Here is a 23,976-nt window from a genome sequence, read left to right as displayed (position 1 = left end):
TGGACAGGATCGCGGCCCGGCTTTATCTAGCTGCAACCATTCAAGAAAGGCAATCTGTCGTCCATGATGGAATTTGACAGCGTGTCCAAATCCTTTTGGACCGGCACACAACGCAAGGTGATTCTCGACGATGCCTCGTTCCGGGTGGAACTGGGGAACTCGCTGGGGATTCTGGCACCCAACGGCACCGGCAAGACCACGCTTATCAACATGATGTGCGGGCTGGAAAAACCGGACGAGGGCGACATCCGCACCACCTGCCGGGTGTCGTTTCCGCTGGGGTTCATGGGCGGGGTGGTGGCCCGGCACTCGGCGCATGAAAACGCCCGCTACATCGCCCGCATCTATGGGCTGGACCCGGACTATGTGTCGGCCTTCTGCCGCTGGCTGACCGACATTGGTGAATATTACGACATGCCGGTGGGCACCTATTCGGCGGGGATGCGGTCGCGCTTTACGCTGTCGCTGCTGCTGGCGCTGGAATTCGACATCTACCTGATCGACGAAGGGATGCCGCAAAGCACCGATGCCGAATTCAACCGCAAGGCCGGGGCCGTTCTGTATGAACGGCTGCGCAAATCGACGGTGATCGTCGTGTCACACCAGCCTTCGACGATCGAAAAATTCTGCCGCTCGGCCGCGATCATGCGCGACGGGCGGCTGTATATGTTTGAAACTCTGGACGAGGCCAAGCAATATTATGACTACACCGCCTAAGGCCCGTCGCTTTCACCTGACCCGCAGCGAATCTGCAACTGGCGCGGCGCCGGGGCAGGAAACGCCGCCAGACGCCGCCACCCCGGGCATCCGGGTCGAGGTGCATCGCAAGACGGATCAGCCTCCGCGCTTTACGCGGCCTCTGTCGGGCGTCGCGGGGCCTGTGGCGGACGATCAGACGGCGCGCGACCGGATGATGCAGACCGATCAGGTCGAGGATGGCTTTGGCGACATGCGCTTTCCCGGTGCCGAACCCAAACCGGCCCCGTCAGACACGCCGCCCCCCGCCGCTGGCAATGATCTGGAGGCCAAGCTGGCCGCGATCCGGGCCGAAAAGCTGACCGAACGGCAATTGCGCATCGCCCGCCGCATCGCAACCATGCACCAGATCAGCGTCGCATCGGACGAAGAGGCCGTGCTGCGCCTGCGCGAACGCGGCATCGACCCATCGCACCGGGCCGCTGTCGGGCGCATCCTGTCAGCCGAGGGGAGCAAGGCGCAGGCCGCCCCCGCCGCCAATACGCCGGTGCCCCTGCCCCGCGCGCCCTTGCCCAGCCCGGCGGTCGCCCCGGCGGCAGCGCCAAAGCCGCTGCCCTCGCGCGAGGAAATGACCGAAGAACGCCGGGCCGCCGAGATTCGTCGTATTCAGCAGGAAATCGCCGCCCGCCGCCGCCGCCGCATGGTGATGCTGGTGGCGCGGCTGATGGTGTTCGTGTTTCTGCCCACGGCGATCATGGGGTGGTATTACTTCCGCGTCGCCACGCCGCTCTATGCCACCTATACCCAGTTCCTGATCCAGCAGGCCGATGCCGGCGGCGGCAGCGGGCTGGGCGGACTGTTTTCCGGCACACAACTGGCGATGAACAACGATTCGGTGGCGGTGCAAAGCTATCTGACCTCGCGCGATGCGATGCTGCGGCTGGACCGGGACATGAGCTTTCGCCAGACCTATCAGGACAGCGCAATCGACCCGGTAAAGCGCCTTGCCCCCGACGCCACGAACGAAGCAACCTATCGCGTCTATAAGGATTCGGTGAAAATCGGCTATGACCCGACCGAGGGCGTCATCAAGATGGAGGTCATCGCCCCCAACCCGCAGCTGAGCCAGGATTTTTCGCTGGCGCTGATCGGTTATGCCGAAGGTCAGGTCGATCAGCTGACCGCCCGGCTGCGTGACGACCAGATGCGCGGCTCGATCAACAATTACGAGGACGCCGAGGCAAAGGTGCTGCTGGCGCAACAGCGGGTGCTGGATCTTCAGGAACGGCTGGGCGTGCTGGACCCGCAGGCCGAAGGCAGCGTCGTCATGGGCCGCGTCGCCAATCTGGAAAGCCAGTTGTCGCAACGCGAACTGGAACTGGGGCAGATCCTTGCCAACCCGCGTCCACAGCAAAGCCGCGTCGAAACGATCCGCGGCGACATCACGCGGCTGCAAGCCATGATCGACGAAACCCGGCTGCAACTGACCCAAGGCAGCGAACAGCGCGCGTCGCTGGCCTCGATCTCGGGCGAGTTGCGGATCGCCGAAAGCGATCTGGCCACGCGGCAGGCCCTGCTGGCGACCGCCGCCGAACAGGTCGAGGTCGCGCGGGTCGAGGCGAACAAGCAAGTGCGCTACCTGTCGGTGGTGGTCGAACCCGTCGCCCCGGACGAGGCGACCTATCCCAAGGCGGTGCAGAACACCTTTGTCGCCCTTCTGATTTTCGCGGGCATTTATCTGATGTTGTCCTTGACGGCCTCGATCCTGCGTGAACAGGTATCCTCATGACCCAGAATCCACATCACGTCGCCATCGGCCCCCTGACCTGCGGCAATGATCTGCCGCTGACGGTGATCGCCGGTCCCTGCCAGCTTGAAACGCTGGATCACGCCCTGATGATCGCGGAAACCATGGCGGCCGCCTGTCAGGCCGCCGGGGCGGGCTTTGTGTTCAAGGCCAGCTATGACAAGGCGAACCGCACCTCTCTCAAGGGGCGGCGCGGCATCGGCATCGACGAGGGGCTGGAGATGCTGGCCACCGTCCGCAGCCGCATTGGCTGCCCGGTGCTGACCGATGTGCATGACGCCCAACAGGCCGTGCAGGCGGCGCAGGCGGTGGATGTGATCCAGATCCCGGCCTTTCTGTGCCGTCAGACCGACCTGCTGCTGGCCGCTGGCCAGTCCGGCGCGGTGGTTAACGTCAAAAAGGGCCAGTTTCTGGCACCGTGGGATATGCCCAACGTCGCCGACAAGGTCGCCTCGACCGGCAATGACAAGATCCTGCTGACCGAACGCGGCGCCAGTTTTGGCTATAACATGCTGGTCGCCGACATGCGGTCGCTGCCGATCATGGCGCGCACCGGCTATCCCGTCATCATGGACGCCACCCATTCGGTGCAGCAGCCCGGCGGTCAGGGCGGCAGTTCCGGCGGTCAGCGCGAATTCGCGCCGGTGATGGCCCGCGCCGCCGTGTCTTTGGGCGTTGCCGGGGTGTTCATCGAAACGCATCAAGACCCAGACAACGCCCCCTCGGACGGGCCGAACATGATCCCGCTGGACCAGATGCCCCGGCTGATCGAATCGCTGATGCGCTTTGACGCGCTGGCCAAGTCTGATCCGCTGCGGGTCTGATCGCCGCTGGCCCTGCCAGTGTGGCACCATCAGGCTGATCGCGGCCCGGTGAAGCAAACCTGACCAGCAAGACCGCGCAAGAATAGGCATCGTCTTGGCAGCCGGGTCGGACCAACATCCTGTCCAAGCCCGGCATAAGGGGGCGCTTGCTCTGCGGGCGGCATTGATACGGCCAGAGCCGTTCCAAGTGCCGGGGTCGATTGTTCCTGAAGACACATTCGGGGGCACGGACCTTACTATAGGGCAGTAGAATGACCAGTTTAAATAACGCAGCGTCAACTTAAGGTATGGCGCCGTTAAAACCCGCCGCAAGCCACACATTGCAGTCTGGGAATAATCGGCAATCGCGCCGCCTGAAACAATTTTTTTCTTATTTTAAAGAAATCGTCTGCAAATCACATCTGCACGACCACAGAAAACCCGCTTGCAGATAACGCAAATTAACCAATCATTAATAATTGTGGCAGAGCACCCATCAACCCTGACCAGCGCGGCGTAGCGAGGCCAATAACTCGCACGGATCAAAAACCTGGCACCTCAAAAATAGAACAGAACAGTTCAGGCCAAATGCGCTCATTTGAAAACACAACGCACTTGGCCCGATAAGGCTGTTAATCCGAAACAGGCGAACCGCCCCGCCCAAGCGCGCGCCAGCCAATGTCACGGCGGCAAAAGCCCTGCGGCCAGTCCACCCCATCGACCAGCGCATAGGCGCGGGCGTGGGCCTGTTCCAGCGTCTCGCCGCGTCCGGTGCAGGCCAGAACCCGTCCGCCGGTGGCGATCACTGCATCATCGCGCGCGGCGGTGCCGGCGTGAAAGACCATGTTAAAGCCATCGGCCGGAAGCGCATCCAACCCGTTGATCCGGCTACCTTTCTGATAGTCGCCCGGATAACCGTCGGCGGCCATGACGACAGTCAGCGCATGATCGTCGGCCCAGTTGACGGTGATCCCATCCAGCCGATTTTCGACGCAGGCATGGATCAGATCCAGCGCCTGAGCGCCCAGACGCATCATCAGCACCTGACATTCCGGGTCGCCAAAGCGGACGTTGTATTCGACCAGCCGCCCGCGCCCGTTTTCGATCATCAGCCCGACAAACAGCACCCCCTGAAACGGCGTGCCCCGCGCGGCCATTTCAGCCATGGTCGGGCGCACGATCTGGTCCATGACCTGCTGCTGAACCGCATCCGTCATCACCGGCGCGGGGCTGTAGGCGCCCATGCCGCCGGTATTGGGGCCGGTGTCGCCCTCGCCCACGCGCTTGTGATCCTGCGCCGTGCCGATGGGCAGGCAGGTGTCGCCGTCGCATAGAACGAAAAAGCTTGCCTCCTCGCCGGACATGAATTCTTCAATGACAACAGAAGGTTCCCCAAAGGCACCATCGAAAATCGCATCAATCGCCGCCAAAGCCTCGGGCACGGTTTCGGCCACCGTCACCCCCTTGCCCGCCGCAAGGCCATCGGCCTTGACCACGATCGGCGCGCCCTGCGCCAGCACATAGTCGCGCGCCGCAGCCCCATCGTCAAAGCGCGCCCAAGCCGCCGTCGGGGCGTCGCAGGCGTCGCAGATTTCCTTGGTAAAGCCCTTGCTGGCCTCGAGCTGCGCGGCGGCCTGTGACGGGCCGAACACCAGAAAACCGGCCTCGCGCAGCGCGTCGGACACCCCTGCGGCCAAAGGGGCCTCGGGGCCGATGACGACGAAATCAACGGCGTTTTCCTGTGCAAATTCCAGCACAGCGGCGCGCGACAGGATGTCGATGGCGGCGCATTCCGCGATCTCGGCGATGCCCGCATTGCCCGGTGCCACGAACAGTTGATCGCATTTCGGATTCTGCCGGAAGGCCCAGGCCAGCGCATGTTCACGCCCGCCGCTGCCAAGGATCAGGATATTCACGCCGCACCTCTGGTTGTGTTTCCGGTCGTTCTAGGCGTCAGCGTGGCGCCGCGCAACGGCTGTGGCAAGAAAAACGCAGTTCAGACTTATTGCGCAAATTGACCTTAAGTCGCGTAAAAATTGAATTGAATGCTCAGAACTCGCGTGCGACAGGGCGCCGCAGGCTGTGCGACAATTCATATCAGCGCAAAGAGAAGTCTTTTGACGGAGGAATAAAAATGCTGCGCCATCTCGTGCCCGTAATTGCCCTTTCATTTGCTGCCGTGCCAGTGGCAAATGCTGCAACGGTGCAATTTTTTGATCTGCCCGATACGCGAATGATGAACCCCGTGGCCGTTGAAACCACCGGCACCGCGCGTCAGAATGCGACCCGCACCTGGTCGTGGTATTCCAACCCCTGGCCCACCGCAGGCGTCGATCCGAACAAAGACCCGACCGCGTGGTTCACCGGCCTTGGCCCCAACAGCAGCGCGACCTATGCCTTTGATCTGTCGGACGGCGCTTCGTTCGTCTGGGGCACGCCGGATTTCTATAACCGGGTCGAGTTCCTGCTGGGCGACACGGTTGTGGACAGCTTTCAGCTGACGGCGCGGAACGATCTGGGACCGGCCAGCCGCCGCAATGGTGCCGCGCTGGCGGTGTTCAGCAACATCGCGGGCGGCGTCTTTGACGGGATGCGCTTTTCGACGCCCCGCATCTCGTTCGAATATGCCAACCTGACCACCACCGTCACCATCGCACCGATTCCGCTGCCTGCGGGCGGTGTGCTGCTGCTGACCGCGCTTGGCGGCCTGGCCATCGCGCGCAAGCGCAAGCAAGACGCGCAGGCTTGATCCCGCGCCATGGCCCGGTCATAGCTGGGCCATGGATCTGATCGACGACGGCCCACAGCAGGCCCCCGGCACAAACGCCCATGAATTCACCGTGTCCGAGATTTCGGGCGCGGTGAAACGCACATTAGAGGACCAGTTCGGTCGTGTTCGGGTGCGCGGCGAAATTGGCCGCGTGTCGCGCCCGTCTTCGGGGCATCTGTATTTCGATCTCAAGGATGACCGCGCCGTTCTGGCCGCCATCGCATGGAAGGGGCAGGCCGCGCGGCTGGCACAACGCCCCGAAGAAGGGCTGGAGGTGATCTCCACCGGCCGCATGACCACCTTTCCCGGCCAGTCGAAATATCAACTGATCGTCGATCAGATCGAACCGGCAGGCGAAGGCGCGCTGATGGCGATGCTGGAACGCCGCCGCAAGGCGTTGGCCGCCGAGGGGCTGTTCGATCCCGCCCGCAAGCGCCCTCTGCCCTATCTGCCGCGCGTGATCGGTGTCGTGACCTCGCCTTCGGGGGCGGTGATCCGCGACATTCTGCACCGGCTGCGCGACCGTTTTCCGGTGCATGTGCTGATCTGGCCGGTTGCCGTGCAGGGGCAGGATTGCGCGCGGCAGGTGGCTGCGGCGATTCATGGCTTTAACGCCCTGCCCCCCGATGCGCCGATGCCGCGCCCTGATCTGCTGATCGTCGCGCGCGGCGGCGGCAGTCTGGAAGATCTGTGGGGCTTTAACGAAGAAATCGTCGTGCGCGCAGCGGCGGACAGCACCATTCCGCTGATTTCCGCTGTCGGCCATGAAACCGACACCACGCTGATCGACCACGCCGCCGATATGCGCGCGCCCACCCCTACCGCCGCCGCCGAACTGGCGGTGCCGGTGCGCGCCGATCTGGCCGCTCGTCTGGCCGAGGCCGGGGCGCGGATGACGCGCGCCAGCAGCGCGCGGATAGACCGCCCGCGTCAGCGGCTGCGCGATCTGGCGCGCGCCATGGGCCGCCCCGGCACGCTGACCGAAACAGCCGGGCAGCGGCTGGACCTGACCGGCGCGCGGCTGGCCCCTGCCCTGCGCGGCCGCATTGCCGCCGCGCGGCAGCGGCTGACCGCCGCACCCGTGCCCAGCCTGCGCGACTTTCTGGCCGTCAAACGTCAGCGGATGGAATCGACCGCGGCCAAGCTGCACCCCGCCCTGATCCGCCGGATCGAGCGGCGCGCGGATCGCATCACCGGCATGAGCGAACGGCTGAGCGCCTCGCTGGCGCGGGTGCTGGCCACCACGCGCCGCGCCATCACCCAGCAGACGGGGCGGCTGGATGACCTGAGCCGCCGCCTGAATGCCGCGCCTGCGCGCATGATCGCCACGCGCACCCAAGCTCTGGCCCGGCTGGACCGGACCCGGCAAACGCTGGGTTATATGGAAACGCTGCGGCGCGGCTTTGCCGTGGTAAAGGGGCCAAACGGGGTGATTACCACCGCGACCGAGGCCGCGCGCACGCCCGAAATGCAGGTGCAATTTGCGGATGGCCAAACCACTGTCCGCCCGGCCAGCGCACCGAAACCGGCGCGCAAGCCGAAAAAACCGGATCAGCCGACCTTGCTGTAAAGCGGCGGATCAGCCGCCGTTATACAGCCCCTCATAGATCGGCCCCAGCACGTCCACCTCGAACAGCGACGACACCGAAGTGCCGTTCCAGATGTTCAGGATTGCCTGCGCAAACATCGGCGCGGTGGGAACGATGCGGATATTGGCGGCGTTCTTGACCTCTTCGGTGGGCTGGATCGAATCGGTGATGACCAGCGATTTCATCACCGATTTGGTGATTCGGCCGACCGCCGGGCCGGACAGAACGCCATGGGTGATATAGGCGTGAACCTCGGTCGCGCCGCTGTCGATCAGGGTCTGCGCCGCCTTGACCAGAGTGCCGGCGGTGTCACAGATGTCATCGACGATGATGCAGGTCTTGCCGGTCACGTCGCCGATCACGGTCATCTCTGCGACCTCGCCCGCCTTTTCGCGGCGCTTGTCCACGATGGACAGGGGGGCACCGATCCGCTGCGCCAGTTCGCGCGCCCGCGCCACGCCGCCGACATCGGGCGACACGACCATCAGATCATCCATCCGCCCCCGGAAATGATGCTGCACATCCAGCGCAAAGACCGGCGCGGCATAAAGGTTATCGACCGGCACATCGAAAAAGCCCTGAATCTGGGTCGCATGCAGATCCAGCGTCAGCACCCGGTCGATGCCCGCCTCGGTCAGCAGGTTGGCGACCAGCTTGGCGCTGATCGGCGTGCGGGCCTTGGCACGGCGATCCTGCCGGGCATAGCCGAAATAGGGGATCACCGCCGTGATCCGCGCCGCCGAGCTGCGTTTCAGCGCGTCGGTCATAATCAGCAGTTCCATCAGGTTGTCGTTGGCCGGGTTCGATGTGGGCTGGATGATATACATATCCTCGCCACGCACATTTTCGAACACTTCGACAAAGATCTCCTGATCGTTGAACCGTTCGACCCGCGCATCCACCGGCACGACGTTCATGCCGCGGTGCATGGACATGCGGCGGGCAATCGCCAGCGCAAGCGGCTTGTTGGCGTTACCGGCGATCAGCTTGGGTTCGGTCATGGCGGGCATGGGGTGCGGCCTTGTCAGATTCGTGTGATTGCGAAGGGCTTAGCACCACGTTAGCGTGGCCGTAAACTGTGAAGGGGTGATGCGATGGCGCATATCGACTATTATCTGGCGACAATCAGCCCCTGGTGCTATCTGGCGGGCGACCGGCTGGAACAGATCGCCGCCCGGCACGGGGCCAGCATCAGCTATCATCCGCTGGACCCGATGCAGATGTTTCAGCGCAGCGGCGGGCAGCCGCTGGCCGACCGGCCACAGGCGCGCAAGGATTACCGGCTTCAGGAACTGACGCGCTGGTCGGCGCATCTGGATATGGAACTGAACCTGCACCCGACCTTTTTCCCGGCAAATTGCGCGCCCTCATCCTATGCGATCATCGCGGCGCAGGAATCGGGCGCGGATGTCGGGCCGCTGGTGCGGGCGTTCCTGCGCGCGGTCTGGGTGGAAAACCGCGACATTGCCGATGACGCCGTGATCCGCGACATCCTGCACGCGCAGGGCTTTGACCCCAAGCTGGCCGACAGCGGGCTGTTTGTCGGGGCAGAAATCTATGGCCGAAATCTGGAACAGGCTGTCGATGCCGGTGTGTTCGGCCTGCCCTTTTATATCGTGCGGGAAACCGGCCAGCGGTTCTGGGGGCAGGATCGGCTGGCGTTTCTCGACAGCCATCTGGCCAGCCTGTGAGCCTGCCCGACGTTCACTGGCGCCACTGGCCGGGCCATGCCGACCGCCCCGCTCTGGCGCTGCATTGCATGATGGCCAGCGCCGCATATTGGGGCGCGGTGGCGGGGCGGCTGGATGGGCGCGTCGATCTGCGCGCCTTTGACATGCCCGGCCATGGCCGCAGCGCAGACTGGCAATCGGGCGGGCTGGATTTTCACACCACCATCACCCGTATCGCCGCCGCAGCCATCGACCGTCCGCTGGACCTGATCGGTCATTCCATCGGCGCGACCGTCGCCCTGCGCATCGCCGTCGCCGCGCCCGAGGCCGTGCGCAGCCTGACCCTGATCGAGCCGGTGCTGTTCGCCGCTGCCGGTGGATGGGCGCGCGACATTGACCCGGCCCAGGATGAAGCCGCCGCCGCCCGCATCTTTCTGGGCGAGTGGGGGGCGCAGTCTTACGATAATCTGCCCGCCACGGCGCAGGCTGCGGTGCGACGGCAAATCTGGCTGGTGGCCGACACCGCGCCGGTGCTGAACGACGATAGCGCGCGCACCCTGCGCCCCGGCGGGATCGAGGCGATCGACGCGCCGGTGATGCTGATCTCGGGTCAGGATTCGCCGCCGATCATCCACACCATCGCGCAAAATCTGGCAGCGCGGCTGCCGGATGTGGGCGTGGCCACCGTGCCGGGGGCGGGGCATATGGCACCGATGACCCATCCCGATCAGGTCGCCGGTCTGATTGCCGTCAATCTGGACCGGGCCTGAGCCGCGCCAAGGGGCCGGCCAAGGTCAGGGCACCAACCCGATCAGCAGCGGCGGGCGTCAGATGTCCCAGTCTTCGTCATGCAGCACCTGCCCGATGGCAAGCCAGTCGGCCCGGATGCGGGCGACGCGGGTGTCGCCCCATGTGCGGAACACGATGTCAAAGCCCTCGGGCGTGATCTGATCGGCGGAAATATCGGCGCGTTGATTGGTGCCGCCCTCGATGTCCCACATGGCGATGGACACATGCACCACCGGCGGCGCCAGAAACGGCTCGTCAAAGCTGATCCGCTGCCGTTCCATGCGCGGGCCTTCGCCGGTCCACATCAGGCCGCCATCCTCATATGCGGAAAACAGCACGGCAGATCCGCGCGTGACCCCGACCGCGTGATGAGAAATCCTTAGCAATCCCTTCTCCTGATCCGCTGCGCGACCCTGATGCCGCCGGGGCGATGAGAAAAGCCCCGGCGAACCGGGGCTTTGCCTTGGCCTGCCAGCACGGCGGCCCGATTACTCAGGGAAGTTCGCCTGATTCGGGTCCAGCCCGACATGCGTGCCAAGCGCCTGCATATCGGCCAGCATCTTGGCCGCCGCCGTTACGAATTCTTCGCCAGCGGAACCGGCCTTTTGTTCGGCGGCGCGGTGCTTGCGATGGGCATCGCGCAGCATCTCGTTATAGATGTCCTGCGTCAGATCGGTCCGCGCATGGCCACGTTCGGCCAGCAGCGAGACGGATTCGTTGTTCACCTCGGCAAAGCCGCCGGTGACAGCGAATTCCACCGAATTGCCCTGAGCATCGACAACCGTAACCATACCGGGGCGCAGGCTGACCATGCAGGCCGCATGTCCCGGCATGATGGTCAGATCGCCCTCGGTTCCGGGCATACGGACCTCGCGCACCGGAACGGAGACAAGGCTCCGTTCGGGCGAGACGAGATCGAACTGCATCGTGTCAGCCATACCGCCCCCTTACGCGGCTTCTGCCGCGAGACGCTGAGCCTTGGCCTTCACGTCCTCGATGCCGCCAACCATATAGAAGGCCGCTTCGGGCAGGTGGTCATATTCGCCAGCCACAACCGCCTTGAACGAGGCGATGGTGTCTTCCAGCGGCACCTGCACACCGTCCGAGCCGGTGAACACTTTCGCCACGTCGAAGGGCTGCGACAGGAAACGCTGGATTTTCCGGGCGCGGGCAACGGTCAGTTTGTCTTCTTCCGACAGTTCGTCCATGCCCAGAATGGCGATGATGTCTTGCAGCGATTTGTATTTCTGCAAGATGCCCTGCACGTCGCGGGCGACGTTATAGTGTTCTTCGCCGACGATGGCCGGGTCAAGGATACGGCTGTTCGAATCCAGCGGGTCCACGGCCGGGTAGATGCCCAGTTCCGAGATCGCACGGCTCAGCACCGTGGTCGCGTCGAGGTGGGCAAAGGTCGTGGCCGGGGCCGGGTCGGTGAGGTCGTCGGCCGGAACGTAAACGGCCTGGATCGAGGTGATCGAGCCGTTCTTGGTCGAGGTGATGCGTTCCTGCATCGCGCCCATGTCGGTGGCCAGCGTCGGCTGATAACCCACCGCCGAAGGGATACGGCCCAGCAGCGCCGACACCTCGGAACCCGCCTGCGTAAAGCGGAAGATGTTGTCCACAAAGAACAGAACGTCGGTGCCGGTCGCGTCGCGGAACTGTTCGGCCAGCGTCAGTCCGGTCAGCGCCACGCGCATCCGCGCGCCGGGCGGTTCGTTCATCTGGCCATAGACCAGCGCCACCTGCGAATCTTCCAGATTGTCGGGCTTGATAACGCCGGATTCGACCATCTCGTGATACAGGTCGTTGCCCTCACGGGTCCGCTCACCAACACCGGCGAACACGGAATAACCGCTGTGCACCTTGGCGATGTTGTTGATCAGTTCCATGATAAGAACGGTTTTGCCCACACCGGCACCGCCGAACAGGCCGATCTTGCCGCCCTTGGAATAGGGGGCCAGCAGGTCGATAACCTTGATGCCCGTCACCAGAATTTCCGAGCTGGTCGCCTGCGCCGCAAAATCGGGGGCGGGCTGGTGGATGGCGCGGGTTTCCTGCGCCGAAACCGCACCGCCTTCGTCAACGGGTTCACCGACGACGTTCAGGATGCGGCCCAGCGTGGCGTTACCGACCGGAACGGTGATCGGGCCGCCGGTGTCGCTGACCGCCTCGCCGCGGACCAGACCTTCGGTCGAGTCCATGGCGATGGCGCGCACGGTGTTTTCGCCCAGATGCTGCGCGACTTCCAGAACCAGCTTCTTGCCGTTGTTTTCGGTTTCCAGCGCGTTCAGAATCGCCGGCAACTGGCCATCAAACTGCACGTCCACGACGGCACCGATGACCTGGGTAATCTTTCCTTTGGCCTCTGCCATGTTGTCACCTCTGATTTTTACGGTCAGAGCGCCTCGGCGCCCGAAATGATTTCGATAAGTTCCTTGGTGATCGCAGCCTGACGCGAACGGTTATATTCGGTGGTCAGCTTGTCGATCATGTCACCGGCGTTGCGTGTCGCGTTGTCCATGGCCGTCATCCGCGCGCCCTGTTCAGAGGCGGCGTTTTCCAGCAGAGCGGCAAAGATCTGCGTGGCAACCGAACGCGGCAGCAGATCGGTCAGGATCGCATCCTCGCCCGGCTCATAGTCGTATTGCGCGGCAGCCCCGCCCGCCTCGGTTTCCGGCGCAACGGCGGGAATGACCTGCAACGCGGTCGGCACCTGGCTGATGACCGATTCAAAGCGGTTATAGAACAGCGTCGCCACGTCGAACTGACCGGCATCGAAACGGTCCAGCACCTCATCGGCGATGGTCAGCGCGTTGTCATAGCCGATGCGCTTGACCTCGGACAGATCGACGTGATGCACGAAACGATCCGCATAATCGCGCTTGAGCTGTTCGCGGCCCTTCTTGCCGACGGTCAGGATTTCGGCCTGTTTTCCCTCGGCCCGCAGGCGTTCCAGATGCTGGCGCGCCAGTTTGACGATCGAGCTGTTGAACCCGCCCGCCAGACCGCGTTCAGAGGTCAGCACCACCAGCAGGTGACGCTGATCGCTGCCGGTTCCGGCCAGCAGGCGCGGTGCCGATTCAGAGCCTTTGGCCCCGGCGGTCAGCCCTGCCATAACCGCAGACATGCGGTCGGCATAGGGGCGCGCCGCCTCGGCCGCCTCTTGCGCGCGGCGCAGTTTTGCCGCGGCGACCATCTGCATGGCCTTGGTGATCTTCCGCGTGTTCTTGACGCTTCCGATCCGGTTTTTCAGATCCTTAAGGCTTGGCATTATCCCTCACCCTTGCGATTTCGTTGTGCCTGATCCGGCCCGAATTTGTGAATGGCGATGGCGGTGCCCAGATACGTCGTGCCGAACCCGAACATGGCGGCGACGAACGATACCCCCGGATGTCCGCCGGTCCAGTTCCAGACCAGCCAGCCCAGCACCGCCCCGACCGACAATCCGGCGACGATCAGCCCGAAAATCAGCCATTTGTCCCGTTCCACGCAGTCGCTGCACAGCGCCCGGTCCTGCCTGAGGACCGGATCGCCGCAACGAAAGCAAGGTTCGGGCGCCATACATCAGGCTGCGGTTTTGGCGTAGGCGTCGAGGACAGCCTTCAGCCGCGATTCGGCCTCGCCCTTGATCTTGGGGTCATCCTTGGTCAGCCAGTCCAGCACATCGGAATGCTGGTTGCGCAGGAAGGACAGCAGCCCGGCTTCCCATTTGCCGACCTCGCGGACCGGAACCTCGTCCAGATAGCCTTGGGTGCCAGCATAGATGATGGTCACGATCTCGGCGTTGGTCAGCGGCGAATATTGCGGCTGCTTCATCAGCTCGGTCAGGCGTGCACCGCGGTTCAGCAGCTTTTGCGTCGCGGCGTCAAGGTCGGAACCGAACTGCGCGAAGGCCGCCATTTCACGATACTGCGCCAGTTCCAGCTTGACCGGACCCGCGACCGATTTCATCGCGTTGGTCTGCGCGGCGGAACCCACGCGCGACACCGACAGACCGGTGTTCACGGCCGGGCGGATGCCCTGGAAGAACAGGTCGGTTTCCAGGAAGATCTGGCCGTCGGTGATCGAGATCACGTTGGTCGGAATATAGGCCGACACGTCGCCCGCCTGCGTTTCGATGATCGGCAGCGCGGTCAGCGAACCGGCACCGTTGTTTTCGTTCAGCTTGGCCGAACGCTCCAACAGGCGGCTATGCAGGTAGAACACGTCACCCGGATAGGCCTCACGCCCCGGCGGACGACGCAGCAACAGCGACATCTGACGATAGGCGACGGCCTGTTTCGACAGGTCATCATAGATAATCAGCGCGTCCATGCCGTTGTCGCGGAAATATTCGCCCATCGCGGTGGCCGAATAGGGCGCAAGGAACTGCATCGGCGCAGGGTCGGATGCGGTCGCGGCCACAACGGTGGTATAGGCCATTGCACCGGTTTCTTCCAGTTTCTTCACCAACTGCGCCACGGTCGAGCGTTTCTGACCCACGGCGACATAGATGCAGTGCAGGGTTTTCATGCCCTCGGCCTCGCGGCCGTTATAGTTCGCCTGGTTCAGAATGGTGTCCAGCGCCACGGCGGTTTTGCCGGTCTGACGGTCGCCGATGATAAGTTCGCGCTGGCCACGGCCAATCGGGATCATCGCGTCAACGGCCTTCAGGCCGGTGGCCATCGGTTCGTGAACCGATTTGCGCGGCATGATGCCGGGGGCCTTGACGTCGGCGATCCGACGCTCGGTCGCGTTCAGCGGGCCTTTGCCGTCGATGGGGTTGCCAAGGGCGTCCACGACGCGGCCCAGCAGCTCGCGGCCAACCGGCACGTCCACGATGGCGCGGGTGCGTTTGACGGTGTCGCCTTCCTTGATGTCGCGGTCATCGCCGAAAATAACGATACCCACGTTGTCGGTTTCAAGGTTCAGCACCATGCCGCGGATGCCGCCGGGGAATTCCACCATCTCGCCGGCCTGAACCTTGTCCAGACCATAGACGCGGGCAATCCCGTCGCCGACGGACAGCACCTGACCGACCTCGGCCACCTCGGCGTCCTGACCGAAATTCTTGATCTGATCCTTGAGGATCGCCGAAATCTCGGCAGCTTGGATTCCCATTATCCGACCTCTTTCATAGCATTCTGGAGGGAAGCGAGCTTGGAGCGGACCGAAGAATCGATCATCTGCGAGCCCAGCCTGACAATCATACCGCCGATGAGCGTTTCATCGACGCGCGTATTCAATTTGACCTTCTTGCCCGATTTCTCGGCCAGCGTGTCGGTCAGACGCTGTTTCTGTTCATCGGTCAGCGCCACGGCACTGGTGACATCCGCCGTCACTTCGCCGCGCGCGTCGGCGATCATGTCGCGCAGGCGGGCAGCCAGTTGCGGCAGCACGAACAGGCGGCGGTTCTGCGCCATCAGTTGCAGCGTGTTCGACAGCGTAGCGCCCAGACCCATCTTTTGCGCAATCGCGCCGATGGCCCGGCCCTGCTGGTCGCGCGAATACATCGGCGAGGCGATCAGATCACGCAATTCGCCGCTGTCTTTCAGCGCGGTGCTGAGATCGTCGATTTCCGACGCCAGCTTGTCCAGATCGCCACCTTCACGGGCGATGTCAAAAACGGCTTGGGCATAGCGCCCGGCAATACCTTGGGAAATCGAAGCGGAATGTGCCACGGTCATCCTTTTTTCGTTGCGCCGGTCCGGTCCGTAACCTGCGGTTCTGGCAGGGGGGACACGGGCAAGCGGGTCGCGGGCGGGGCCTCTTAACCGGATGCCCCCCTTCGGTCTCGAAGGGTCATTAGCAGCGAAATTCAGCCCTCGCAACCGCCCAGAACACGCTTGCGCGAGGGATTAAATCCTGATTGCGCTAAAGGTGGGGCATCAGACGGCGCAACATGGTGCGATGCGCGGTGAAATTCAGACGAAAGGGTGAATCAGTCGGGTTGATGGCCCGGCAGCGGATCGCCGATGCGGATCACTTCCCATTGCAGATCGTGGCCGCTGTGTTCCAGCACGCGGCGGCGGACCAGCTCGCCAAGTGATTCCAGATCCTCGGCGGTGGCGCCGCCGGTGTTCACCAGAAAGTTCGGGTGCTTTTCCGACATCTGCGCCCCGCCCCAGCTGTGCCCGCGCAGGCCCGCCGCGTCGATCAGCGCCCATGCTTTCAGGTCATGCGTATCATCCGCCTGCCCGGTCGAGCTGAACCCGGCGGGGTTGCGGAACGTCGAACCGGCGCTGCGATCCCGCGTCGGCTGGCTGGCATCGCGGCGGGCGATCTGATCGGCCATCTTTTCGTGCAGCGCATCGCTGTCGCCCCGTGGCGCGCGAAACACCGCCTGAGTCACCACGCAGCCCTGCGGCAGGCTGGACTGGCGATAGGCCAGATGCAGGTCGGCGGCGGGAATCGTCAGCACCTGCCCGTCGCGCGTGACCGCCCGCACCTCGACCAGATAATCCGCGACATAAGCACCATAGCAGCCCGCGTTCATGCACACCGCCCCGCCGATACTGCCGGGAATAGTGCGCAGAAAGGTCAGGTCCAGCCCCGCTTCGGCGGCGCGGCGCGCGACATGCGAATCCAGCGCGGCGGCCCCGGCGATGACGGTATCGCCCTCGATCTCGATGCCGTTGAAGGCGCGGCCAAGGCGGATGACCACGCCCCGAATCCCGCCGTCGCGCACGATCAGGTTGCTGCCCACCCCCATGACGAACACCGGCACGGCAGGGTCCAGCGCGCGCAGGAACGCGGTCAGGTCGTCGCCATCGGCAGGCTGGAACAGCCAGTCCGCCGGACCGCCGACGCGCAGCCATGTCAGGCCGTCCAGCGGGCGGTTCGGCGTCAGGGTGCCGGAAACTTCGGGCAGGGCGGCGGCGGTTGGCGTGTTCAGGGTCATACCCGGCTGATAACGCCGTCGCACGCCGGGATCAACGCCGGCGCTGTCTCCACGCGGCGGCGGCGATTCCCATAACCGTGCCCACCAGCGCCGGCACGCTGGCCAACATCAGCCCCAGCGTATAGCCAAGGTTCACCAGAAACCCGCCCCGACCGGGTGCAATATCCGGCAGGGTCAAGCCCAGCGTCAGATGCAGCGCCGCTGCCGCCAACAACCACAGCGCCGCCCCACGCCGCGCCGCCCACCAGCGAAAGCCCAGCCGCGCAAAGGCCAGCGCCACCACGGTCAGCCAGGCCGAAATCCACAGATCGCCCGGCCTGATCCCTCCGCCGAGGGAAGTAACAGCCGCTGCACAGATCACCCCGAGCAACAGCAAGGATGCGCCAAACACGACCCCCGCCGCCCGCAGCGAGGGGGCGCAGTCAGCACACTGCTCAGCGCGCCCAGCAGGCCAAAGGCAGCCAACCCCACGGCTGACAGCAAATAGACAGATTCAACATCCATCATGGGCCTTTCGTGTCAGATTCGCGCAAAACGCTGCGCTGCCAACAGCTTGGGCACAGGCGCGGGGCCAGTCAACGCGGGCCTGCGCGCCAGCCGATCAGCCCGCCGACGATCATCGCCAGCAGCGCAGGCACACAGCCCAGCCACACCCCCATAAACCAGCCGAAATTGGGCAAAAACCCGTGCGAGCGCACGAGTTCCGGGCCAAGCAGCCCAGCCACCAGCAGCGCCGCCGCCACAGCCACCAGCGCGGCAAACCACCGATAACGACCGCCGCGCATCAGCCACCAGCCAAGAAAGCCCATTGCCGTCAAGACAGACACAGCCCAGCCGATCCCCGCCGCCAGCCCGTCACTCGACAAATTGGCCAGAAAAAACCCAAGAGGCAGCGGGATTATCATCAACCCTGCGGCCAGCCAGTGCCGCGCGGAAAGCGCCTGAATCAAGGCCGTCAGCGCCCCCAAGCCCAGCAGCACTGCCGCGCATGTCACATAAAGGTTTTCCAGATCAGACATCGCGCCATCGCCGCTGCGGCAGGTAAAGCGCCAGCAGCCCCAGCACGAAACCCGCGATGCCCGGCCCCGGCCCCCAATGCAGCGTCAGCCAGCCCAGCATGGGCACCCCCGTCAGCACCATCCCCCAGACCGCCGCCACGCGCCAACGCAGCGGCACCCGCGGGATCAGCAGGGCCATCAGCAGCCAGAGACCGCTGGCCAGCAGGGCGGCAACAGGCGGCATTACGCCGCCTTTTCGGACAGTCGTTCCGGCAGGGCGTTGGCCCATGCGCTGATCGTGCCCGCGCCAAGGCAGACGACCATATCGCCGGGGCGGGCCTGTTCGCGGACCAGCCGTTCCAGATCTTCTTCCGACAGGATGGCGCGGGCGTGGCGGTGGCCATGGGCGATCAGCCCGGCCACCAGATCATCGCGGCTGGCGCCGGGGATCGGGTCTTCGCCGGCGGAATAGACCTCGGCGATGGCGACGACATCGGCTTCGTTAAAGCAGGTGCAGAAATCGTCGAACAGGCTGGACAGCCGCGAATAGCGATGCGGCTGATGCACGGCGATCACGCGGCCCTCGGTCGCCTGACGCGCGGCTTTCAGCACGGCGGCGATTTCCACCGGGTGATGGCCGTAATCGTCGATGATGGTGACGCCGTTCACCTCGCCCACGCGGGTAAAGCGCCGCCCCACGCCGCCGAACTTGGCCAGAGCATCGCGGATTTCCGCCCGCTTCATGCCAAGGTGGCGGGCGACCGCGACAGCGGCCAGCGCGTTCGATACGTTGTGATCGCCCGGCATCGGCAGGGTGCAGCCCTCGATCATCGGCACCTCGCCGTCATGCAGCACCGCCTCGCCCTGAAGCGCGATGTCGAAATGCGCCACGCCCTTGTCATAGCGCAGGTTCAGCGCCCGCACATCGGCCTGCGCGTTAAAGCCAAAGGTGGTCACGCGGCGGTCGGTCAGCTTGCCGACAAGCGCCTGAACCTCGGCATGGTCGGTGCAAAGCACGGCCAGACCATAGAACGGAATGCCCGAGGTAAAGTCGTAGAACCCCTTGCGCAGCGCATCGAAGGAACCCCAATGCTCCATATGTTCGGGGTCGATGTTGGTGACGATGGCAATGGTCGCGGGCAGGCGGTTAAAGCTGCCGTCGCTTTCATCCGCCTCGACCACCATCCATTCCCCCGCCCCGGCCCGCGCGTTAGAGCCATAGGCGTGGATGACGCCGCCGTTAATCACCGTCGGGTCGATCCCGCCCGCATCCAGCAGCGTGGCAACCATGGTGGTGGTGGTGGTCTTGCCATGCGTCCCGGCAATGGCGACATTGGATTTCAGGCGCATCAGCTCGGCCAGCATCTCGGCCCGGCGGACGACGGGCAGACCACGACGGCGGGCCTCGACCAGTTCGGGGTTGTCCTTTTTGATGGCGGTGGACACCACCACCACGCCCGCCTCACCGATGTTTTCGGCGCGCTGCCCCTCGAAAATGCGGGCACCCAGCGATTCCAGCCGGTCGGTGATCCTGGATTTCTTGGCATCCGACCCCTGCACGTCATAGCCAAGCGTCATCAGCACCTCGGCAATGCCCGACATGCCGATGCCGCCGATGCCGACAAAATGGATCGGCCCAAGTTCACCGGGGAGTTTCGTGGCTGCGTTCATTGGCTGAGTTCCGTGACAAGATCGTAAAGACGAAGCGCCGCGTCGGGGCGGCCCAGCGACAGGGCGACAGCCGCCATCTGGCGGGCGCGGGCGGGGTCGGTCAGAATGGCATGGATGTCGCGCGCAAGGCTGGCTGCGTCAAGCACCGATTCGGGCAAGACCTCGGCCGCGCCGGCATCGGCCAAAGACCGCGCATTGGCGGATTGGTGATCGCCCGCCGCGGCGGCATAGGGGATCAGGATGGCCGGGCGCCCGATGGCGGTCATATCGGCGATCGAGGATGCGCCCGACCGGCTGACGACAAGCTGCGCATCGGCCAGCCGCTGCGGCACATCGGTGAAAAAGGGCTGCACCTCGGCCTGAACGCCCGCCTCGGCATAGGCGGCGGTGACGCGCGGCCCATCCTCGGGGCGGGCCTGATGCGCCACGCGCAGCCGGGCGCGCAGATCAGCGGGCAGGCTGGCGATGGCGGCGGGCACCACGTCAGACAGCACCCGCGCCCCCTGACTGCCGCCGATGACCAGCAGGTTCAGCCCCCCCTGCCCCGGCGCGGTATAGGGCGCGCCCGCGAAATCCAGCACCGCGCGGCGCACCGGGTTGCCGGTATGGATGCCACTGACACCCGCAGGCAGCGCCGTCGGCCAGATGCCGCAGGCCACCCGGTTCATGCGCGCGGCAAAGCGGCGGTTCACCCGCCCCATCACCCCGTTCTGTTCATGGATCATGCGCGGAATACCCAGCGCAATCGCCGCCGACAGCGCCGGGATGGTCGGATAGCCGCCAAAGCCGACCACCACATCGGGCCGGTCGGCGCGGAACTGCCGGATCGCCGCCGCCACACCGCCCGCAATCACAAAAGGCGCGCTCAGCTTGCCCGCCAGCCCGCCGCGCGCCGTCGTGGCCGAGGCCACCACCTGCCGCGCCACCGCATCGGGAAACGCCCCGGCATAGCGCGCGCCGCGATCATCGGTGGACAGGATCACCCGCCAGCCGTGATCCAGCAACACCTCGGCCAAGGCCTGCGCGGGAAACATATGCCCGCCGGTCCCCCCGGCGGCAATCAGGGCCAGCCTGCCGGTCATCAGCGATGCCTCAGAATATCGGTGATGCCGCCTTGCGGGCGCGAACGGGTCAGCGCCAGCAGCATCCCCATCGCAATGCCCGAGGCAATCACGGACGACCCGCCATAGCTGACGAACGGCAGCGTCATCCCCTTGGCGGGCAACAGCCGCACGGCCACACCCATATTCACCAGCGCCTGCACGCCAAAGGCACAGGCCAGCCCGGTTCCGGCAATGCGGGTAAAGGGGTCACGCTCTTTCAGCAGCCGCAGCAGCGACCGCGACACGATCACACCATACAGCGCGATGATCGCCAGCACCATAATCAGGCCGTATTCCTCGGCGGCAACGGCGATGATGAAGTCGGTATGCGCATCGGGCAGCGACCATTTCACCGTCCCCTCACCCACGCCGACGCCAAAGAAACCGCCCTCTTGAATGGCATTGGTGGCATAGCCAAGCTGAGTCCGCGGATCGACCTCGGCGGTCAGAAAGCCGTCGATGCGACGGGCGAAATGTTCAGACGCGCCATAGGCGAACATGCCGCCCAAACCCGCCAGCCCGGCCACCACCATCAGCACCATCATCGGCGCACCGGCGACGAAATACATCACACCCCAGGCGAACAGGATCAGCGTGGCCTGACCAAAGTCAGGCTGAAATGCCAGCATCAGCACGATAAACACGGTCAGGCAAAAGGAATACAACCGCCCCGGAGGCCCGCCCACCTCTTGCGCCGAAGCCATGAACCACGCAGCCATGGCGACAAAGCCGGGCTTTAGAAATTCGGACGGCTGCACCGAAACCCCGGCGAAAGACAGCCAGCGCACGGCCCCCTTGCCGAAATCGGTGCCGATCACCGGCAAGGCCAGAACCGCCAGAAAGGCTGCCACAAAGCCCAGCACCCCGATCCGGCGCACCTGCTTGGGGTTCAGCATGGAAATGACGACCATCACCACCAGGGCAACGCCGCCAAAGAACGCCTGCCGGCTGACGTAATAAAACCGCGGCAGATTGTTCTTTTCCGCCAGAGGCACCGAAGCGGCCAGCCCCAGCAACAAGCCGATGGCGAACAGGCCCAACACGCAGGCCAAAGCCCAGCGGTCCACCGTGCGCCACCAACGCGGAAGAATAGGGTCGCCCGCCCGCGCGGGCGCAGCACCAAAGACCATCTCGGTCATGGGAATACCGCCGTCACTGCCTCTGCCTCGCCCGTTTTTCCGGGTCTCGTGCCGGGCAGCATAGCGCGAAACAACCCGCCGCGCTACCACCCAATCTGCATTTTTCACGCAGGGTCAGCCCGGCGCCCGTCTTTCGTTTGAAAATATCCTCGGGGGGAATCGCCGGAACGGCGATGGGGGGCAGACAGCCCCCCTGCTAGGCCAAAGCCCGCACCAAGGCGGCAAAATGCTCGCCGCGCTTTTCGAAATTGGGGTATTGGTCGAAACTGGCGGCAGCAGGGGCCAACAGCACGACCTCGCCCGGCTGGGCCTCGGCACTGGCGCTTGCGACGGCGGCTTCCATCGTTTCGGCGATCTCATAGGGCACCGCACCGATGTCCAGCGCAAAGTCGCGGGCGGAATGGCCGATCAGATAGGCCTTGACCACCGATCCCAGATGCGGAGCCAGCGCCGCGATGCCGCCCTCTTTGCCCAAACCCCCGGCGATCCAGCGGATACGCGGAAACGCGGCCAGCGCCTTGGCGGCGGCGTCCACATTGGTTGCCTTGGAATCGTTGACGTAACGCACGCCGCCGATCTCGGCCACGGTCTGGCTGCGATGCGGTAAACCGGCAAAGCTGCGCATCGCCTCTTCGATGTCGCGGGGGGACAGGCCGACAGCGCGGCAGGCGGCCCAGGCGGCGCAGGCGTTCTGGTGGTTATGCGCGCCCGGCAGGCCGGGGATGCTGCGCAGATCGACCGAGGCCACCTGCCGCCCCTTGCGATATTCGGCCAGAAACCCCTTGCGCGCGAATACCGACCAGCCCGGCCCGTCCAGCTTTTGCCCGGCGGAAACCCGGATCACCCGGTCATCCGCCGGGGCCATCGCCATCTGCCCGGCCAGAAAGCGGCCCTCGACCTCATCCACGCCGATCACCGCGCGATCCGGCCCGCCCTCGGAAAACAGCCGCCGCTTGGCCGCGAAATAACCGCCCAGCCCGCCGTGCCGGTCCAGATGGTCGGGCGACAGATTGGTGAACACCGCCACATCCGGGGTCAGCGCGCGGGCAAGGTCGGTCTGATAGCTGGACAACTCTAACACCACGACCTCGCCATCATGGGCCGGGTCCAGCGACAGCACGCCGGTGCCGATATTGCCGCCCATCTGGCAAGGACGCCCGGATTCGCGCAGGATATGATGGATCAGCGCCGTGGTGGTGGATTTGCCGTTGCTGCCGGTGATGGCGATCACCTGCGGCATACGGTCGAACTGGTTCCATTCCGCCGTCGCAAAGCTGCGGAAGAACAGGCCGATGTCATTATCGACCGGAATGCCCAGATCCAGCGCCTTGGCGATGACCGGGTGCGGGCGGGGATAAAGATGCGGAATGCCGGGGCTGACGATCAGCGCGCCGACCCCTTGCCACGCCTCATCGCGGGTCAGATCGCGGATGGTCAGCCCGTCCGCCTGCGCCTGTTCGCGGGTATCAACACCGTCATCCCATGCGATGACATTCGCCCCCCCCGCAGTCAGAGCGGCTGCGGTGGCTTTGCCGGAACGGCCAAGGCCAAGGACGGCGATGGTCTGGTTGGTGACGTTTTGGACGGGGATCATGTGCTGGCTCCGATTGCGGCGGCCCGGCCGGGGGCGCTTCGCCCCCCGGACCCCCCGAGGATATTTAGGGACCAAAGATGCCTGTCAACATGGCTTTGTCAGGATCAGGAAGGGGCGCGTCATGTCGCAAGCACGCCGGGGATGCCCAGAACAGCCACGGCGATTGTGGCGGCCCATAGCAGGGTTACGGCGAAAGCGATCATCAGCGCCTCGGCATCCGCGAATTTCCAGCCGCCCCGGCGGCCCGAGTTCATCATCGCCACCGTAACCAGATCGGCAAGGCGCAGCAGGGCAACGACGGTGCCGGTGCTGAAAAAGACGGCTCCACACCAGCCCAGCCATGCGTGCGTTTTGCTGACATGCAGGCACAGCCCCGCCAAAGCCATCATCCCCGCCGCCAGACCGCAGGCAGAGAAAAGCCCGGACAGGAAGGCGATGTTGCGGTTAGGTGGTATGGGGTCGCGCAA

The 23,976-nt window shown here is 64.6% G+C and carries 25 protein-coding genes; 7 read left to right on the top strand and 18 right to left on the bottom strand.

What is annotated here, in order from left to right:
- Nucleotides 1-63 precede the first annotated feature (63 nt).
- Genes Q4G14_RS07360 through kdsA form a run of 3 tightly spaced genes read left to right on the top strand, consistent with a single transcriptional unit; the run spans nucleotide 64 to nucleotide 3,327 of the window.
- Nucleotides 64-717: an ABC transporter ATP-binding protein gene (locus tag Q4G14_RS07360; protein ID WP_303361092.1), complete on the top strand. Its 654-nt coding sequence runs from the start codon at nucleotides 64-66 to the stop codon at nucleotides 715-717.
- Entirely contained in the window at nucleotides 701-2,485 is a 1,785-nt protein-coding gene (locus Q4G14_RS07355) for a capsule biosynthesis protein (protein WP_303361091.1), read from the top strand. The genes Q4G14_RS07360 and Q4G14_RS07355 overlap by 17 nt, the downstream gene beginning before the upstream one ends.
- Complete coding sequence (gene kdsA / locus Q4G14_RS07350; protein WP_303361090.1) at nucleotides 2,482-3,327, top strand: 3-deoxy-8-phosphooctulonate synthase; 846 nt, start codon at nucleotides 2,482-2,484, stop codon at nucleotides 3,325-3,327. The genes Q4G14_RS07355 and kdsA overlap by 4 nt, the downstream gene beginning before the upstream one ends.
- Nucleotides 3,328-3,938: 611 nt before the next feature.
- Here kdsA and purD read toward each other — a convergent pair.
- The gene (gene purD, locus Q4G14_RS07345; RefSeq protein WP_303361089.1) at nucleotides 3,939-5,222 is read right to left on the bottom strand and encodes a phosphoribosylamine--glycine ligase; all 1,284 of its coding nucleotides are present in this window, start codon (nucleotides 5,220-5,222) and stop codon (nucleotides 3,939-3,941) included.
- Nucleotides 5,223-5,539: 317 nt separating this feature from the next.
- Between purD and Q4G14_RS07340 the strand changes: the two genes are divergently transcribed.
- Nucleotides 5,540-6,055, top strand: a complete 516-nt coding sequence (locus Q4G14_RS07340; protein ID WP_303361088.1) for a VPLPA-CTERM sorting domain-containing protein — start codon at nucleotides 5,540-5,542, stop codon at nucleotides 6,053-6,055.
- Nucleotides 6,056-6,086: 31 nt separating this feature from the next.
- Entirely contained in the window at nucleotides 6,087-7,646 is a 1,560-nt protein-coding gene (gene xseA / locus Q4G14_RS07335) for an exodeoxyribonuclease VII large subunit (protein ID WP_303361087.1), read from the top strand.
- A 9-nt stretch (nucleotides 7,647-7,655) separates the two neighbouring features.
- On the opposite strand, the gene Q4G14_RS07330 is transcribed toward xseA, so the two are convergent.
- On the bottom strand, nucleotides 7,656-8,675 hold the full coding sequence (locus Q4G14_RS07330; RefSeq protein WP_303361086.1) for a ribose-phosphate pyrophosphokinase: 1,020 nt from the start codon (nucleotides 8,673-8,675) through the stop codon (nucleotides 7,656-7,658).
- A gap of 84 nt (nucleotides 8,676-8,759) precedes the next feature.
- Here Q4G14_RS07330 and Q4G14_RS07325 point away from each other — a divergent pair, with 84 nt between their 5' ends.
- A complete protein-coding gene (locus Q4G14_RS07325) occupies nucleotides 8,760-9,356 on the top strand; it encodes a 2-hydroxychromene-2-carboxylate isomerase (protein ID WP_303361085.1) in 597 nt (198 codons plus the stop codon).
- The gene (locus Q4G14_RS07320; RefSeq protein ID WP_303361084.1) at nucleotides 9,353-10,105 is read left to right on the top strand and encodes an alpha/beta fold hydrolase; all 753 of its coding nucleotides are present in this window, start codon (nucleotides 9,353-9,355) and stop codon (nucleotides 10,103-10,105) included. Before Q4G14_RS07325 ends, Q4G14_RS07320 begins: the two co-directional genes overlap by 4 nt.
- 57 nt (nucleotides 10,106-10,162) lie before the next feature.
- Here Q4G14_RS07320 and Q4G14_RS07315 read toward each other — a convergent pair whose 3' ends face one another.
- From Q4G14_RS07315 to Q4G14_RS07240, 16 genes are all read right to left on the bottom strand, one after another.
- Nucleotides 10,163-10,462 (bottom strand): H-type lectin domain-containing protein, encoded by a 300-nt coding sequence (locus Q4G14_RS07315; protein WP_368661331.1) that lies wholly within the window; start codon nucleotides 10,460-10,462, stop codon nucleotides 10,163-10,165.
- A gap of 150 nt (nucleotides 10,463-10,612) precedes the next feature.
- Nucleotides 10,613-11,062 carry an ATP synthase F1 subunit epsilon gene (gene atpC, locus Q4G14_RS07310; RefSeq protein ID WP_303361082.1) on the bottom strand — a complete coding sequence of 150 codons (450 nt, stop codon included), beginning with the start codon at nucleotides 11,060-11,062 and terminating at the stop codon, nucleotides 10,613-10,615.
- 9 nt (nucleotides 11,063-11,071) lie between these two features.
- The gene (gene atpD, locus Q4G14_RS07305) at nucleotides 11,072-12,496 is read right to left on the bottom strand and encodes a F0F1 ATP synthase subunit beta (protein ID WP_303361081.1); all 1,425 of its coding nucleotides are present in this window, start codon (nucleotides 12,494-12,496) and stop codon (nucleotides 11,072-11,074) included.
- Between the two features lie 23 nt (nucleotides 12,497-12,519).
- Nucleotides 12,520-13,395 carry a F0F1 ATP synthase subunit gamma gene (locus Q4G14_RS07300; protein ID WP_303361080.1) on the bottom strand — a complete coding sequence of 292 codons (876 nt, stop codon included), beginning with the start codon at nucleotides 13,393-13,395 and terminating at the stop codon, nucleotides 12,520-12,522.
- Nucleotides 13,395-13,613 carry a hypothetical protein gene (locus Q4G14_RS07295; RefSeq protein WP_303361079.1) on the bottom strand — a complete coding sequence of 73 codons (219 nt, stop codon included), beginning with the start codon at nucleotides 13,611-13,613 and terminating at the stop codon, nucleotides 13,395-13,397. The genes Q4G14_RS07300 and Q4G14_RS07295 overlap by 1 nt, the downstream gene beginning before the upstream one ends.
- Before the next feature lie 75 nt (nucleotides 13,614-13,688).
- Nucleotides 13,689-15,224 (bottom strand): F0F1 ATP synthase subunit alpha, encoded by a 1,536-nt coding sequence (gene atpA, locus Q4G14_RS07290; RefSeq protein ID WP_303361078.1) that lies wholly within the window; start codon nucleotides 15,222-15,224, stop codon nucleotides 13,689-13,691.
- Nucleotides 15,224-15,790: a F0F1 ATP synthase subunit delta gene (locus Q4G14_RS07285; protein WP_303361077.1), complete on the bottom strand. Its 567-nt coding sequence runs from the start codon at nucleotides 15,788-15,790 to the stop codon at nucleotides 15,224-15,226. Before Q4G14_RS07285 ends, atpA begins: the two co-directional genes overlap by 1 nt.
- Before the next feature lie 254 nt (nucleotides 15,791-16,044).
- Entirely contained in the window at nucleotides 16,045-17,004 is a 960-nt protein-coding gene (gene murB, locus Q4G14_RS07280; protein WP_303361076.1) for a UDP-N-acetylmuramate dehydrogenase, read from the bottom strand.
- A gap of 31 nt (nucleotides 17,005-17,035) precedes the next feature.
- Complete coding sequence (locus Q4G14_RS07275; protein WP_303361075.1) at nucleotides 17,036-17,365, bottom strand: hypothetical protein; 330 nt, start codon at nucleotides 17,363-17,365, stop codon at nucleotides 17,036-17,038.
- A gap of 214 nt (nucleotides 17,366-17,579) precedes the next feature.
- On the bottom strand, nucleotides 17,580-18,023 hold the full coding sequence (locus Q4G14_RS07270; protein ID WP_303361074.1) for a hypothetical protein: 444 nt from the start codon (nucleotides 18,021-18,023) through the stop codon (nucleotides 17,580-17,582).
- A complete protein-coding gene (locus tag Q4G14_RS07265) occupies nucleotides 18,016-18,246 on the bottom strand; it encodes a DUF2484 family protein (RefSeq protein ID WP_303361073.1) in 231 nt (76 codons plus the stop codon). The genes Q4G14_RS07270 and Q4G14_RS07265 overlap by 8 nt, the downstream gene beginning before the upstream one ends.
- Nucleotides 18,246-19,673: a UDP-N-acetylmuramate--L-alanine ligase gene (gene murC, locus Q4G14_RS07260; RefSeq protein WP_303361072.1), complete on the bottom strand. Its 1,428-nt coding sequence runs from the start codon at nucleotides 19,671-19,673 to the stop codon at nucleotides 18,246-18,248. The genes Q4G14_RS07265 and murC overlap by 1 nt, the downstream gene beginning before the upstream one ends.
- The gene (locus Q4G14_RS07255; protein WP_303361071.1) at nucleotides 19,670-20,755 is read right to left on the bottom strand and encodes a UDP-N-acetylglucosamine--N-acetylmuramyl-(pentapeptide) pyrophosphoryl-undecaprenol N-acetylglucosamine transferase; all 1,086 of its coding nucleotides are present in this window, start codon (nucleotides 20,753-20,755) and stop codon (nucleotides 19,670-19,672) included. Before Q4G14_RS07255 ends, murC begins: the two co-directional genes overlap by 4 nt.
- Nucleotides 20,755-21,915 carry a putative peptidoglycan glycosyltransferase FtsW gene (locus tag Q4G14_RS07250; protein ID WP_303361070.1) on the bottom strand — a complete coding sequence of 387 codons (1,161 nt, stop codon included), beginning with the start codon at nucleotides 21,913-21,915 and terminating at the stop codon, nucleotides 20,755-20,757. Before Q4G14_RS07250 ends, Q4G14_RS07255 begins: the two co-directional genes overlap by 1 nt.
- Nucleotides 21,916-22,111: 196 nt before the next feature.
- Nucleotides 22,112-23,584: a UDP-N-acetylmuramoyl-L-alanine--D-glutamate ligase gene (gene murD / locus Q4G14_RS07245; protein ID WP_303361069.1), complete on the bottom strand. Its 1,473-nt coding sequence runs from the start codon at nucleotides 23,582-23,584 to the stop codon at nucleotides 22,112-22,114.
- A 44-nt stretch (nucleotides 23,585-23,628) separates the two neighbouring features.
- Nucleotides 23,629-23,976 (bottom strand): hypothetical protein, encoded by a 348-nt coding sequence (locus tag Q4G14_RS07240; RefSeq protein WP_303361068.1) that lies wholly within the window; start codon nucleotides 23,974-23,976, stop codon nucleotides 23,629-23,631.

The sequence above is a fragment of the Paracoccus sp. (in: a-proteobacteria) genome, from assembly GCF_030538755.1.
Lineage (GTDB): Bacteria > Pseudomonadota > Alphaproteobacteria > Rhodobacterales > Rhodobacteraceae > Paracoccus.
Note: the sequence above shows the minus strand (reverse complement) of the source record. Positions and strands in the feature narration are given on the sequence as shown.

Excerpts from the sequence above, each read along its gene's own strand:
- Q4G14_RS07360 (WP_303361092.1), top strand. The coding sequence starts at position 64 with ATGATGGAATTTGACAGCGTGTCCAAATCCTTTTGGACCGGCACACAA.
- Q4G14_RS07355 (WP_303361091.1), top strand. The coding sequence starts at position 701 with ATGACTACACCGCCTAAGGCCCGTCGCTTTCACCTGACCCGCAGCGAA.
- kdsA (WP_303361090.1), top strand. The coding sequence starts at position 2,482 with ATGACCCAGAATCCACATCACGTCGCCATCGGCCCCCTGACCTGCGGC.
- Q4G14_RS07340 (WP_303361088.1), top strand. The coding sequence starts at position 5,540 with ATGATGAACCCCGTGGCCGTTGAAACCACCGGCACCGCGCGTCAGAAT.
- xseA (WP_303361087.1), top strand. The coding sequence starts at position 6,087 with ATGGATCTGATCGACGACGGCCCACAGCAGGCCCCCGGCACAAACGCC.
- Q4G14_RS07330 (WP_303361086.1), bottom strand. The coding sequence starts at position 8,675 with ATGCCCGCCATGACCGAACCCAAGCTGATCGCCGGTAACGCCAACAAG.
- Q4G14_RS07325 (WP_303361085.1), top strand. The coding sequence starts at position 8,760 with ATGGCGCATATCGACTATTATCTGGCGACAATCAGCCCCTGGTGCTAT.
- atpC (WP_303361082.1), bottom strand. The coding sequence starts at position 11,062 with ATGGCTGACACGATGCAGTTCGATCTCGTCTCGCCCGAACGGAGCCTT.
- atpD (WP_303361081.1), bottom strand. The coding sequence starts at position 12,496 with ATGGCAGAGGCCAAAGGAAAGATTACCCAGGTCATCGGTGCCGTCGTG.
- Q4G14_RS07300 (WP_303361080.1), bottom strand. The coding sequence starts at position 13,395 with ATGCCAAGCCTTAAGGATCTGAAAAACCGGATCGGAAGCGTCAAGAAC.
- atpA (WP_303361078.1), bottom strand. The coding sequence starts at position 15,224 with ATGGGAATCCAAGCTGCCGAGATTTCGGCGATCCTCAAGGATCAGATC.
- Q4G14_RS07285 (WP_303361077.1), bottom strand. The coding sequence starts at position 15,790 with ATGACCGTGGCACATTCCGCTTCGATTTCCCAAGGTATTGCCGGGCGC.
- murB (WP_303361076.1), bottom strand. The coding sequence starts at position 17,004 with ATGACCCTGAACACGCCAACCGCCGCCGCCCTGCCCGAAGTTTCCGGC.
- Q4G14_RS07270 (WP_303361074.1), bottom strand. The coding sequence starts at position 18,023 with ATGTCTGATCTGGAAAACCTTTATGTGACATGCGCGGCAGTGCTGCTG.
- Q4G14_RS07265 (WP_303361073.1), bottom strand. The coding sequence starts at position 18,246 with ATGCCGCCTGTTGCCGCCCTGCTGGCCAGCGGTCTCTGGCTGCTGATG.
- murC (WP_303361072.1), bottom strand. The coding sequence starts at position 19,673 with ATGAACGCAGCCACGAAACTCCCCGGTGAACTTGGGCCGATCCATTTT.
- Q4G14_RS07255 (WP_303361071.1), bottom strand. The coding sequence starts at position 20,755 with ATGACCGGCAGGCTGGCCCTGATTGCCGCCGGGGGGACCGGCGGGCAT.
- Q4G14_RS07250 (WP_303361070.1), bottom strand. The coding sequence starts at position 21,915 with ATGACCGAGATGGTCTTTGGTGCTGCGCCCGCGCGGGCGGGCGACCCT.